This window comes from Marinobacter sp. BSs20148, assembly GCF_000283275.1.
GTDB lineage: Bacteria > Pseudomonadota > Gammaproteobacteria > Pseudomonadales > Oleiphilaceae > Marinobacter > Marinobacter psychrophilus.
Genome location: NC_018268.1, coordinates 1931621 through 1944188 on the forward strand (window position 1 = coordinate 1931621; position 12568 = coordinate 1944188).

Here is a 12568-nt window from a genome sequence, read left to right on the forward strand (position 1 = left end):
CGGTTTTAGGGCACCACACGCGGTTTTCGGCCGATTAAAGCTCAATTCCTTCGCCAGCATTATCTGGGGCAGGTTCCGCGGGTATGGTCTCAGCCTGTTGGAGGCACCCCGTTGAGAAAGACGAGTATAACAGGCTAAGTCTCATAAGGACGATACCGGAATCCAAAAACTATACCAACATGCAATGGCATGTTAATACTTTACAGCTGCATCGGAGACCGTCTCAAATTCGGTGGCACACTAACTTTTAGCGACAATGCTTAAAAACTTCCACTGTGCAAACGCCTACAACTGATGCTGCGTGCTATTGCGAATTTAATGGGATGCAGCTGTACTTGAGTGATTGTTCAATATAGAGTTGAGCGATTACTCAAAATATTTACTGGCGCCCTATGTTTGCCTCAAAAATCTGGAATTAACCATGGCTCGTGCGACGATTCACAACCGCCAAGACTCTCTAGAACGGGCTCTTCAGCTGTTCTGGCAAAAGGGCTTTCATGCCACCTCGTTGAAGGACCTGGAGAAAGCGCTCGACATGCGGCCGGGTAGTATCTATGCCACCTTTGGCAGCAAGGATGGGCTGTTTCAGGAGTCTCTGGAACGCTATGCTCGCTTGGGGCTGGCCGAGTTCGAACGCACCTTACACGCTTACCCATCACCATTAGCGGGGCTTGCCGCTTATTTGCGCGGGCTAGGTGGCCTTCGCGATCGGGAATTACCAAGTCGAGCCTGCATGCTGGTCAAAAGCCTGTTGGAGCTGGGCGAGCGAGAGCAGGCAGCCTGGCGCAAAACCGAAGGTCTGTTAGCAGGTATGGAAGAACGCTTTATTGACCGTTTCGATATGGCCCAGCAGATCGGGGAACTGGACGCCCGGCTCGACCCCGTTCGCCTTGGACGGCGCTTGCAGGCAGAAGTAATGGGGTTACGCGCTTTTGCCCATCGTGACGTTGACAGTGCGGCCGTTCATGCTCTTGCTGAGGATATGGCACTGTCCCTGGAAGCACTGCGTAATGACGGTGTTACAGATAAACGCTAATATTTGGAGCGAAAGATAACCTTCAGAATACCAGTGGCTTTGTTATTAATAATATATACAAGATGTTGCAATAAAATTATGAAGCGACCAATGCCAGGTTGGATGAGATGTTGCTGGCGTTGTCCACTGGTGTCGCCACGGGCGTCAGCTGAGATCAAGCGTGCTTATGACTTGGCAGTGGAGTCTCTATCACTCGATCTGCAGGAAATAGACTTAGGGTTTTCGGTGTCAAACGGCGCATTGGAATTCTAGGAAGGCAGCGATGCTCTTACAATTGAAGAGCGCACGGTTTTTAAAGAGGCGTTCTCGGTAGCAGATGTCGAATATCAGGCCAACCAAGTGGCTTCCACGATGATGCGGGCGCTGGAGCTGAATCGAGGGCCTGCCGGCGTGAGTAACGGTGTCGGTAGATTCGACGTATCCAATGGGAGTTTTGGGGATATTGTTAATCTTCGTTTCTACTTGCAATTGTATGAGCCAGGAGGAATCTACGACAGGAAACCGATAAATCCCACTGATTACAACAGCCAATTCTCCTTTGGCGGGCGGGCTTTAATGGATCAGATCAGCGTTAACTCAGCCGTTGGATATTCCAGGCCTGCGGATTTTGGACTGATCACGCTGTAACAGGAGACAAAGCTCAAGCACTGCTTGGGCCTTCGGTACTTACTGAGTGGTCTGATCGCAGATGTGCCCCAAGGTCACGGCTGGAACGTTCGCACCTCCGACATCGACAGTGTCAGTGTCAGTGTCAGAGCATGTGCTGAATGGGCAGTTCAAACTGTTGAAGATGCCAGTTTATCTTGGGTTTTCAAATCAAAATCCGAGGCATCATGCCGCTCGTGCAGTTGCTCTGAAGGCTCACCCCAAGTCCGGTTCACTTTGCGGCCGCGTTTGACAGCGGGGCGCTCAAAGATCTCTTGTGCCCAGCGGCGCAGGTTCTTGTAGCTTTCGACCTGCAGGAATTCACCCGCACCGTAGGCCTCTCCCAGCGCCAGGTTGCCATACCATGGCCAAGTGGCTATGTCGGCAATGGAATACTCGTTGCCGCCGAGAAAATGGTGCTCGGCTAGTTCCCGATCAAGCACGTCCAGTTGGCGTTTCACTTCCATCGTGAAGCGATTGATCGGGTATTCAAACTTCTCGGGAGCATAGGCGTAAAAGTGCCCGAATCCGCCGCCCAGATAAGGCGCTGAACCTTGTAGCCAGAACAGCCAGTTCAGTACTTCGGTGCGTGCAGCCGTGTCCTTTGGAAGAAAGTGTCCGAACGTCTCAGCCAGATAAAAAAGGATGGCACCGCTTTCAAAAACTCGACTGCCACTTCCCGTATCAAATAGAGCCGGGATTTTCGAGTTTGGATTTACGTCGACAAAGCCGGATGAAAACTGGCCGCCTTCGCCAATCTGAATCAGGTGAGCATCGTATTCGGCGCCGGTTTCACCGATGGCCAGCAGCTCTTCGGCCATAATGGTGACCTTCTGGCCGTTGGGTGTTCCCATCGAATAAATCTGCAACGGGTGCTTTCCACGCGGCAGCGTCGCCTCATGCGTAGCGCCGGCTATGGGGCGATTAACACTGGCCCATGTTCCGCCGCTTTCGGCGTCCCAAGTCCAAACCTGTGGTGGTTCATATTGATTTCTGTTCGACATGAGCCTGGCCTTCTTTCAAAAATAGATAATGCGGTCAATACAGCAGCGACAAGTCAAGGCGGGCAATGAGAACCGCCTCCGACTTGCTGTGCATGTTAGTCAGCTTTGTGCCACTCAAACTTCTGGAACGGCTTGTCTATCGGCGTGTCGGCAAGGTGATTTGTGTAGTTGCTCATTACCTTCTGTGCGGTGCCAAGAACGACCTCAAAAATCTGGCGCTTGGTGAAACCAGCTTCCAGAAATGCGTCCACGGCACTGTCATCCACGTTGCCGCGGCCGCGCACAACGGCGAGGGTGAAGTCGCGCAGTGTTTCCAGCCGGTCTGTCGGTAACGGTGTTTCGTTACGCAGAGCTTCAGTGATGGCGTCATCAACATTCATACTTTTGGCGATGCCGGTATGCGCGGGCACGCAGTAATGGCAAGCATGTTCGACGTTGATGGTCTGCCACACCACGGTAGTTTCTTCGTCGTCGAAACTGCTATCCAGAAAGAGCTGGTGAAGCCGCTGATAACCTTCAAGTAAGCCTGGTGCTTCTGCCATAACCGCGTGAAGGCCTGGAACCATACCGAAAGCTTTGATGGAGTTGTCGAGCAAATTCTGGCTTGCTTGTGGGGCGCTTTCTTTGTCGTGAAGAGTAAAGTTGGTCATGGAATGACTCCTTGCGGTAAAGGTAAACGTGATATGACTCACATCGAGTAAAACGTTGCCGTCAAATTTGAGTGATCGCTCAAAATAAGGCGTTAATTTTGCAAGTAGGTTTAACGGGAATAACTATAACTGAATTTGAGTGATCGTTCAAGTTTAATTTGAGCAATTGCTCAAGCTGCATGGTCGTAACACCATCGCAGTATTTATAAAGCAAAAAATCTTCAACCAAATTCTTAGCCTTGTAAGCTTGCTATCACCTTAGCTTTCGAGGCCCTTTCTCGTTCGGCGTAAAGAGATAGCTCATCGGTTACCTGAGCACCAAGAGCCTCTTCAAAGGAATTACGATTCGCGCTACCTGCATAAGCCTCACTTTGCGCGCCCCCAAGGTTTGACTGGAAAATACCCGCCGCGCTCACTGGCAAAAAGTCTTCATAGGTAATCGGCTGCACTTCAATCAGCCCTTGCGCAATCAAGGCCTCCGTATCTTCGTCGGTACAGTCCTTGGCGGTTTGCCCAGTGGCACTCAGATAATAGTGGAAGTAGGCCAACCCCTCACGACGCATCGCCTGATCGCTGTCGGGAAACGCCGCAAATACGCCATTCATAACCGCCTGGTGCGCATCGTTATCGAGTCCTGCCGCTTGCTTTCGGCCGTCATTGAGAAGCTGGTCATACAGTGCGCGCCCTTTTGGCGTGAGAGCCACCCCTCGCTGTTCAACTTCACCGAAGCGAGCGGTGTGGGTACCCTGCGCTTCACCGGCAAAACGGATCGACTCCTCCAGCGCTTTAAAGCTGGTTTGGCGAAGCAAAATAGGCCGTTCACGACGTGGTGGCCCTTCGATGACTGCTTTCGGATTCATACCCACATCAGGCATGCGGCGCTGAACTTCATCGATATCTAATGTGCGCGGTGTTAGGTGATTGATGTGCGGCCCACGGAAGCAGACGACGTCGGCAATCAAGCGGTGTTCGTCGCATAACGCGTGATAGGTATCTAAGTCGACAGTGGCATTTTGATGCCAGCGGAATGTTTCAAGGGCTTCTTTTACAAATTGATCCGTTTCCTCGTTGGATAGGCCACCCTGCGACTCATAGCACTCGATCAGTTCCCGTACTTTGGATGTAAAAATATCGCGCGTTGCTAAAATGGCTTGTGTACGCTGGCGAAGCACTTCATTTGCAATTAACTCCAAGCGCAGCAGAGAAGTAAAAATACGGAACGGATTTTTGGATAGCGCATCATCGTTGATGGGCCTAAAAGCGGTTGAATGAACCGGTACACCCGCTTCAGAAAGATCGTAATAACCGACAGGATACATCCCCATAACGGCAAACAAGCGTCGCAACATAGACAGCTCAGCCGCTGTGCCCACACGAATTGCTCCGTGGCGTTCGACGCTAAGGCGTGCAAGTTCACCCTGCGCTTCCAAACGGCGGTAAAGCTCAGGTTGTTGGTTAAGCGTTTCTTGATTTACGCATTCCACGAGCTCAAGCAGGGTGCCGTACTGAGGTACTTCTGCTTGATACATCGCCGACATAGCCTTTGAAAAACGGTCGCGAACGTCATCGGTTGAAACAAGTGTCTTTTGAATCATTTCGTGGCTCTTTATTGCCTATTGTTGAGATAGAGATATTACACCTGCGCTAGTTAAGCTAACAGCCTGCCTGCTTTGTCAGCTCGCGCTCAAGTGGGCCGAGTTTACCTTCGCAAAGAGGACTCGCAGAAGAAAACGCTACACAGGGCAAAACGAGAAGGGTAGTTCGAACCATCAAGGAAAATCGACTTTTTACAGCCCAATGCTGCTTTCCAGTCATAAAAAAGCCATCTCAGTTGAGATGGCTTAGACACTAACTAAATTTGTTCAAATTCAGCCAAGTACTTTTTTGCGTCGTGCAAAACCCAAACCAAGAAGTCCCAGTCCAAGTAGCGCGATGGTTGAAGGCTCAGGAACAGAAACAGTAGGCGTATCAGATGAGGTAATCAAGATGTTGTCCAAAACTGCATATCCACCCGATAGCAGATCAATTTGTAACGTGACATTACCATCGTTATCACCACTCGCATCGAACGAGAATAGACCCCGTGTCCAATCAAGCGTGTTTAGGGCTGAGGCAGTGCCGGTAAGGAAATACTGACCCAAGATAGACCCCGATCCAAGCCCATCTAGACCCTTGTCACTGTAAAGAGTGAACTTGAATTCAGGCGCGCTTCCATCTGAAAATGGAGCTCCAGAGCCTCCAGAGAGGCCCAAACTCGAAACGTCAATGCCAAGGTTGAAAAAGTCATTTGTACCAAGACTGAAACCGAAAGACATTCCGAGCAAATCATTGTTAACGCTGGACAACATTCCAATAGCGTAATTGCCACCAGTAACTGATGGGTCTTTATATCCGGTATTAAAAGCTTCTGTTCCAGTCAAAAACGCCGTTTCAACCGTATTAGCCTGTGCAAATGTTAGACCTTGCTGACCACCATATAGATCATTTACCTGTTGCTAGGAAAGGTCATCGTATCCAGAACCAAAGCCGTTAACGAATCCATTGGGATTTTCAAAGTCCTGATCGTAAAGGGTAACAATACCAGCGCTTGCCGTAGTGGCAACCATACCTAAAGACAATGACAACAACAGCAAATTCAATTTATTCATGTTAATTTAACCTCACACTCAAATTTTTATAATTAGAGTATAAAATTATAAGTTCTATACCCGATCTATTTCACGACGACCGACTGAGCTTAACAATTATGATTACATGCAAATAACAGACCAAATATAATAAGTACGGTAAAACAATGTCTTGCATGGAGTATAAGTTTGGAGTTTAAATAAGTTGTAAAAAAAATCGACAAATCGCGATGAAGTGTATTCGAAATACTGTACCCAGCGCATGCATTCTTAATGTCTTGCAGGCCAGCTCGACCAAGGTTTGGTTTTAGCAATTTATAGCAAAGACTCATAAGCAAGAGAAAAATTCAACTAACAAGGACTTGCCTTCTTTCAAGCCATCTTACGTGCTGGAATTTTTTTGGTCGCGGTAGGCTTGCAGGGTGTAAAGAAATTCGACATCGATGAGTGGCAACTTCACACGCAAGACCAATGCCTATGAAACTGAGTACAAAGAACCAGAACGATCTACTGGAAGATGCCATTTAGGATCGCCTGGTTTAAAACGAGTACCAGATCAATCTCAGGGCTGAATCCATGCGAAAACGACAAGCAAAGTTGACGGGTACCACAACTTAGGAGTAACAAAGAAATCTCCGCGTCGCTCAGCTCCGATGGGTGGCAGCCTTCAGGTGGAATGGGTGGCAACCTTGAGCGGTTTACGCAATCAGGCTAAATGAGTCTTGTAAGTCGCGATTATGTTCGCATGACCACCGACTAAACCTGGGTGGAATAAAAAATTAAAGAGCATTTTGGCTTTTCCAACAATGCTAGAAGAATGATTCAGGTAGCGATGCCCATTTCAAAAGCATTGAGGGTGTGCGCAACTAAGGCGTAGTAGCCAATCACCCCAACCGCCTCAACCAGTGTCTGATGTCCCAGCACTTTTTTCGCTTCGACGAACAAAGCCTCATTGATGCGATTAGTTTGAAGGAGTTCAGTCGCAAGGCCACTCAGCAGAGTCATGCGATGATTATCAAAGCTAGGCGCCTTATGGTTCCGGATTAATTCAATGTTGGCGTCTGAAACACCAGACTGAAGCGCAATAGGCTCATGTATCTTTTGTTCGCCATCACAATGATGGTGCGCGGCGACACATAGGATCAAAAGCTCGGATTCTTGCAAAGACAAAAGTGTCCCATAACGACAGAATGCGCCTAGCTGTTCGGCGGAGCTAGCCATTTTTGGGCTGTGTAACCAAGCTAAAAAGGGCCCGTCTAAATTCCCTCGCGAGCTTTTAATCGACTCATAGATCCCGTTCTGCTCCGGCGTTAATCCTGACACCTCTGGCAATTCTATTCTTGAAATCATAATGCTTTCCATGTGTTAGCCACGATACTTTATGTCAGCTGTTGAAAAGTTAAGGGCCATGCGCATCGCGCACAACCCTCTGAGGATTAGCCTTGTATTTGCTGAATATTCAGGGCTTCTGCTTGACGCGCTTTATTCCAGCAATAGGCCACTGCGCCGGTAATCAGGATGGCACCTGTAATATCTCCGGTCAGCCCCGGCATGATTAATAGAATGGCCCCTGACAGAAGAACCAGTCGTATCAGCGAGTTCAAGACGATGAGGAACCAGCCAATAAGCGCCGCTGCCAGTGCCAACACGCCGACCAGAGCTGCAAGGCTATCGAAGATCATTTGCGAGGTGTCACCTATACCAAGAATCGCCGGCCCGAACACAAACATGTAAGGAATAATAAAACTGGCCAGACCGAGGCGAAGCGCTGTGAGACTAGTGTTCCAAGGATCTGCATTGGCAATAGCAGCCGCTGCATAAGAGGCTAGAGCGACCGGTGGCGTTATCGCCGATATTCCGGCGCAATACATAACGAAAAGGTGTGCAGCCAGGAGCGGAACGCCGACCTCAACCAACCCGGGAGCCAACAAGACTGCAAGAATGATATAAGCGGCTGGGGTTGGCATGCCCATGCCCAGGATGATACCGCAGAGCATGGTGAGTACCAGTAACAGCGGTAGGTAGCCCTGAGAAAAATCGAGCACGATGGAGCTCATCCTGAGACCTAGCCCGGTCTGGGTGACGACGCCAACGATGATGCCGCCGATCGCACTGGCTATGGTGATCTGACCAATGATACGAGGGGCTTGGTCCATGGCTTTGAGACAATTGCCAACGAACTCTGATCGCATTGCAGGCTCAAATAAAAGTTGGGTTACGACGAGAGTGCCTAGAGCATATAAAGCGGCCAACGACGGCGAATATCCCGATGAAAGGGTGCCCAACATAACCACGACAGATAATAGTAAATAGCCACGTTGTTTGATTACCCGTAAAGCTGATTCACTGCCACCCTCTGGCTTTAAGCCCAGTCGACGAGCTTCAAAATGAACCATGGCTAAAACGGAAATAAAATATAAAATAGCAGGGATGATCGCTGCCTGAGCAATCTCAATATAGGGAATGCCAATAAACTCCGCCATTATAAAAGCTGCGGAGCCCATAACCGGAGGCATGAACTGGCCCCCAGATGAAGCGACGGCTTCCACTCCAGCGGAGAATCGCCCGGGGAAGCCGGCCTTGCGCATGGCTGGGATGGTGAAAGATCCCGTTACCACAACGTTTCCCGCAGAGCTTCCAGAAAGCGATCCCATTAAGGCACTGGAAACCACTGCTGTTTTCGCCGCCCCGCCAGTAAACTTGCCTGTCAGACTTCGGGCCAGATCGGTGAAGAAAACGCCTGCGCCAGACGCCACCAGAAAAGCGCCAAAAAGCACGAAGAGAAACACGTAGGACGCAGTCACCCGTAACGGCGATGTCCATAGCCCGTCTTGGGTTAAATAGGTTGTCTCGATCACAGCCTGAAGTGAGTAGCCACGATGCCAAAATGGAGAAGGTAACAAGTTGCCGAAGAGCGCATAGCCAAGTGCGCCAGCGCCCAGGAACACAAGCGGCCAGCCGATCACCCTGCGAGCCGCTTCCAGAACGGCCAGAATTAACACACAGCCGTAAACCAGCTGTTCAGTTGTTAGTGGGTCAAAGTAGAGCATGCGTTGTTGCACTTCATCAGCATTGAACGCGAGATAACTGCAACCTCCAACCGCCATAGCAGTCAGGGTCAGGTCACGAAGCGCGTGGAGATAACGCCAGGCTCCTGTCCCTGCTGACCGATAAACCCAGAAAATAATGACCAAAGCAAATCCGAGGTGCACTGGCAGGTGTACCTCGGCAATCGGTGTACCGAAGTAGGCCGTCACCAAGTGATAAACTGACATGGCGATGGCCACGATCGAGATCAGTCTTGCCAGTGGCAATCCGCCAGTCAGCTTGTCCAAGGTCATGGTAACTTGCCTTTTTATGTTTGCTTGGGAACCTGTTTTTATTTGGTCGGCTCTTATTTAATTGCCGTTAAAACTCCAGCTTCCTCGAAAGCGCGGATCGCACCGGGATGCATTTTGATACCTGTTATCGCCGCCATGTATTCTGGCGTAATAGGACGCATCACTGAGTGCACCGACCGTATGTCATCAAGGTTTTCAAGCATGGTTTTTACAACCCAATAGGCGTCATCGTCGGACATATCCTCATGAGCAATCATAATCAGATCTGAACGCACCGTTGGAATAGCTTCAGTCTGGCCCGGGTAGCTGCCAGCTGGTATTTCTGTAGCGGCGTAGCCCGGATTGCCATCCTGCATTGCTTTTGCTTCAGCCTCGTTCATAGGCAGCAACCGCATGTCCTTAGCGTGGAAAAGTTCCGTATAGGTCCCGTTCGGGTAACCTGATAAAAGGGTGAAGCCTTCAAGATTGCCGTCTTTGATCGCATTGGACGCAAACGTGTGGCTGCCGCGGGCGCACTCAATATCGTCTTCGGTCATGTCTGCTGCTTTCAGCCGGTCAACAAAGGCAGCATGGGTCGAGTTGCCAATTGCCATGCAATTCACCTCCATTCCGGCCAGGTCTTTTATGGATTTGGCGCCTGACTCCCGGGTTACCCCGACATGCTGGTAGCTTGGAAACAAAACGGCCAACCCACGAACGTCGTTAATTTTTTCCTTGAAGGGCGCAACGCCATTTCGGGCGATAGGAGGCACCGTTGACGTGGTGACGGCTAGTTCGGATTGGCCAGCGCTAATGCGCGCCATGTTGGCTAAACCCGCACCCACTTCGGCATTGGTCCGGGTGCCACTTTTGCTGAATATTTCAGCAATGCCGGCGGTTACTGGATACCAAGTGCCGCCTGGTGATCCGCTGAGAATACTTAGTTCCTTCGGCTGGGCTTGTGCCGAACCAATGGCAATGGTGAACGCAGCGACACCAATGGCAGCGCGTAAAGAAAGCTTACTTATAGTTGTTGATGCTTTCATGATCTTGTCCTCAAACGTCCCTAAGTTTTTGGTGATACTCAACCTCTGGTGGGACGGTTCCCGAGACTGAAGGTAATCGATTATTTGGCTTGCTTCAGGCAAGCCGCGATGGCAACTAACAACTCGTCGCGATAACGGCCAAGCTCTTCCAAACTCCGCCCATCTGTTGCCAACTCGACACCAGCGACGATCTGCTCAGTCAATGTCTGATCCATCCGTGGCTCGCCAAGACTGGCCCAGCGTTTTTGCTGACTGGGCCCGAGATGTTCAAGGTAGTGGCGAATCCCGCCCCCTCCGCCGCCTAAGTGATAAGTTAGAAACGGCCCTTGAATGGCCCAGCGCAGTCCTGGGCCGGCGGTCACAGCCGTGTCGATATCCGCCGCTGATGCCACACCCTCTTGCAGCATGTAAAGTGCCTCTCGCCAGAGTGCTGCCGTAAGGCGATTGGCCACATGTCCGATCATCTCCTTGTTCATGACAACTGGCTGTTTGCCAATAGCCTGATAAAAAGCTCGTAGGCGCTCGACAACTTCCGGATCAATGCCAAACAGCTCGACTAGCGGGATCAGGTGCGGCGGATTGAACGGATGAGCAATGACAACGCGAGTGGGATCAGCAGATTTGGAAGCGATATCCGAATGTTTCAGAGAGGATGTGCTGCTTGCGATAATCGCCGTGGGCAATGCTTGGGACTGGAGGCAGCTAATGAGTTCGCACTTTAGCTCGACGTTCTCGGGCGCGTTCTCAACAATCAAATCAGCTTTTGCTACTGCGTCGGCCTGGCTTCGACTTATTAAAAGCCGTGCGGGTGCAACTGTTATTCCTGGGACATCTGGGATCGACTGTTTGGCAAGCTGAACTCGTTCTGCGAACGTGTCCGGAGTTCCAGACTCTGGCGCAAACGCTACTACTTCGATGCCTTTAGATAGGAAGTAGGCGGCCCAGCTAGCGCCAATCATGCCACAGCCGATGATCGCGATTTGCTTAGGTATCCAGACAGAGCGATCACTCATATTGAAAGCCGCTATAACCTACAGACTTTGGCCGCACGCTAAACCAGTTCACGCTAGAGCCGATCCAAGACTCTTCAGTTCTGCTGCTTGTCATTGTTCACCTTTATTATTTTAAAATCTGGTGTGGTCGCAAAAGAGCATTTGTGAATACTAAAGAGTGGTGACACTATATGTCCAATAAAAGAAACTTACGGATGGTTTTACTTTATTTATGTCAATTTCAATACGACAACTCAAAGCTTTTGTGGCAATAGCCTCAACCGGAAGTTTTATCGAGGCATCTGAACGGCTGCGGCTCTCACAGCCGGCGCTCAGTATCTCAATTCGAAAACTGGAATTGCACATTGGGGGAGCCGTATTCACCCGCAGTCCTCGCGGGGCTCAGCTCACACCTGAAGGGCTCTCTTTTCTTCCCAAAGCCCAGAGGTTGGTGCTCGATTGGGAAGATGCTTTCGAGGATTTGGAGAGACTGTTCAAAAAACAGCAAGGGAAAATTACGATTGCGGCTTTACCTACGCTTGCAGCGGGTTTTTTGCCCAAAGTGCTGGCTGAGTATCGTGCGCAGTTTCCCAATATTGCTATAAATGTAAATGATGTTTTAGCTAGTGAAATTGAGGGCTTGGTAAGAGAGGGAAGGGCCGACTTTGGTTTGTCCGTACAGCCTGCCAAAAATGGATATTTCGATTTCGAGCCACTCTTTGAGGATAGGTTTGTTGCAGTCTGTCCGGAACTCCATCCTCTCATGGAGTGCACAGAGGTAAGTTGGGCGCAACTTTTGAAGTATCCAATTATTGAACTCAACCAATTATCCAGTACCCGTCAGGCAATCGAGCGGGTACTGAACGACATCAATTTAGAGATGGATCTTTTTTGCGAAGTGAGTCAGATCGGAACGGCCGGTAGAATGGTTGCTGCTGGACTGGGTGTCGCCGCATTGCCGTCACTAAGCTTTCGTCAAATTTCTAATGAAGGGTTAGGCTGGCGAACACTCATTGAGCCAGCAGTGCCCCGCCAGCTTGGGATAATTAAGCCACCCAGAGCAGCACAGTCCGCCGCGTCAAACGCAATGTTAGATATTATAAGATATCATGCTTCCCAATTTGAGGAGTTGAAAAATCTGGGAGTGGACGGATGATAATGCCTTCTAACAACGATGGCTCGAACAGACTATTTCGCAGTTAGAACATCGTAAAATACAGTTAAAAAGAACCTCTTCAGCATGGGTTG

General features: G+C 50.0%; 11 protein-coding genes and 1 riboswitch. Of the genes, 2 read left to right on the forward strand and 9 right to left on the reverse strand.

Going from position 1 to position 12568, the window contains the following annotated elements; genetic code table 11:
- Positions 1 to 28 precede the first annotated feature (28 nt).
- A riboswitch (TPP riboswitch) is annotated at positions 29 to 121 on the reverse strand.
- 300 nt (positions 122 to 421) lie between these two features.
- Entirely contained in the window at positions 422 to 1036 is a 615-nt protein-coding gene (locus MRBBS_RS08750) for a TetR/AcrR family transcriptional regulator (RefSeq protein ID WP_041635186.1), read from the forward strand.
- A 776-nt stretch (positions 1037 to 1812) separates the two neighbouring features.
- Here the strand turns inward: MRBBS_RS08750 and yghU are convergent.
- The 9 genes from yghU to MRBBS_RS08795 all read right to left on the reverse strand — a co-directional run bounded on the left by yghU (position 1813) and on the right by MRBBS_RS08795 (position 11341).
- Positions 1813 to 2685, reverse strand: a complete 873-nt coding sequence (gene yghU / locus MRBBS_RS08760) for a glutathione-dependent disulfide-bond oxidoreductase (protein ID WP_041635188.1) — start codon at positions 2683 to 2685, stop codon at positions 1813 to 1815.
- A 95-nt stretch (positions 2686 to 2780) separates the two neighbouring features.
- The gene (locus MRBBS_RS08765; RefSeq protein WP_014871113.1) at positions 2781 to 3335 is read right to left on the reverse strand and encodes a carboxymuconolactone decarboxylase family protein; all 555 of its coding nucleotides are present in this window, start codon (positions 3333 to 3335) and stop codon (positions 2781 to 2783) included.
- Positions 3336 to 3568: 233 nt separating this feature from the next.
- A complete protein-coding gene (locus MRBBS_RS08770) occupies positions 3569 to 4930 on the reverse strand; it encodes a VOC family protein (RefSeq protein ID WP_014871115.1) in 1362 nt (453 codons plus the stop codon).
- 273 nt (positions 4931 to 5203) lie between these two features.
- Positions 5204 to 5755 (reverse strand): PEP-CTERM sorting domain-containing protein, encoded by a 552-nt coding sequence (locus tag MRBBS_RS08775; RefSeq protein ID WP_227497607.1) that lies wholly within the window; start codon positions 5753 to 5755, stop codon positions 5204 to 5206.
- Positions 5756 to 5830: 75 nt separating this feature from the next.
- On the reverse strand, positions 5831 to 5983 hold the full coding sequence (locus MRBBS_RS19650) for a hypothetical protein (protein WP_014871117.1): 153 nt from the start codon (positions 5981 to 5983) through the stop codon (positions 5831 to 5833).
- A gap of 801 nt (positions 5984 to 6784) precedes the next feature.
- Positions 6785 to 7324, reverse strand: coding sequence for a carboxymuconolactone decarboxylase family protein (locus tag MRBBS_RS08780; RefSeq protein ID WP_144012698.1), 540 nt, complete (start codon positions 7322 to 7324; stop codon positions 6785 to 6787).
- A 74-nt stretch (positions 7325 to 7398) separates the two neighbouring features.
- Positions 7399 to 9303, reverse strand: a complete 1905-nt coding sequence (locus MRBBS_RS08785; protein WP_014871119.1) for a TRAP transporter permease — start codon at positions 9301 to 9303, stop codon at positions 7399 to 7401.
- A gap of 53 nt (positions 9304 to 9356) precedes the next feature.
- Complete coding sequence (locus tag MRBBS_RS08790; RefSeq protein ID WP_014871120.1) at positions 9357 to 10328, reverse strand: TAXI family TRAP transporter solute-binding subunit; 972 nt, start codon at positions 10326 to 10328, stop codon at positions 9357 to 9359.
- 80 nt (positions 10329 to 10408) lie between these two features.
- Positions 10409 to 11341 carry a 3-hydroxyacyl-CoA dehydrogenase NAD-binding domain-containing protein gene (locus MRBBS_RS08795; RefSeq protein WP_014871121.1) on the reverse strand — a complete coding sequence of 311 codons (933 nt, stop codon included), beginning with the start codon at positions 11339 to 11341 and terminating at the stop codon, positions 10409 to 10411.
- Positions 11342 to 11552: 211 nt separating this feature from the next.
- Here MRBBS_RS08795 and MRBBS_RS08800 point away from each other — a divergent pair, with 211 nt between their 5' ends.
- A complete protein-coding gene (locus MRBBS_RS08800) occupies positions 11553 to 12476 on the forward strand; it encodes a LysR family transcriptional regulator (RefSeq protein ID WP_014871122.1) in 924 nt (307 codons plus the stop codon).
- Positions 12477 to 12568: the final 92 nt, after the last annotated feature.

Excerpts from the sequence above, each read along its gene's own strand:
- MRBBS_RS08750 (WP_041635186.1), top strand. The coding sequence starts at position 422 with ATGGCTCGTGCGACGATTCACAACCGCCAAGACTCTCTAGAACGGGCT.
- yghU (WP_041635188.1), bottom strand. The coding sequence starts at position 2,685 with ATGTCGAACAGAAATCAATATGAACCACCACAGGTTTGGACTTGGGAC.
- MRBBS_RS08765 (WP_014871113.1), bottom strand. The coding sequence starts at position 3,335 with ATGACCAACTTTACTCTTCACGACAAAGAAAGCGCCCCACAAGCAAGC.
- MRBBS_RS08770 (WP_014871115.1), bottom strand. The coding sequence starts at position 4,930 with ATGATTCAAAAGACACTTGTTTCAACCGATGACGTTCGCGACCGTTTT.
- MRBBS_RS19650 (WP_014871117.1), bottom strand. The coding sequence starts at position 5,983 with ATGAATAAATTGAATTTGCTGTTGTTGTCATTGTCTTTAGGTATGGTT.
- MRBBS_RS08780 (WP_144012698.1), bottom strand. The coding sequence starts at position 7,324 with ATGGAAAGCATTATGATTTCAAGAATAGAATTGCCAGAGGTGTCAGGA.
- MRBBS_RS08785 (WP_014871119.1), bottom strand. The coding sequence starts at position 9,303 with ATGACCTTGGACAAGCTGACTGGCGGATTGCCACTGGCAAGACTGATC.
- MRBBS_RS08790 (WP_014871120.1), bottom strand. The coding sequence starts at position 10,328 with ATGAAAGCATCAACAACTATAAGTAAGCTTTCTTTACGCGCTGCCATT.
- MRBBS_RS08795 (WP_014871121.1), bottom strand. The coding sequence starts at position 11,341 with ATGAGTGATCGCTCTGTCTGGATACCTAAGCAAATCGCGATCATCGGC.
- MRBBS_RS08800 (WP_014871122.1), top strand. The coding sequence starts at position 11,553 with ATGTCAATTTCAATACGACAACTCAAAGCTTTTGTGGCAATAGCCTCA.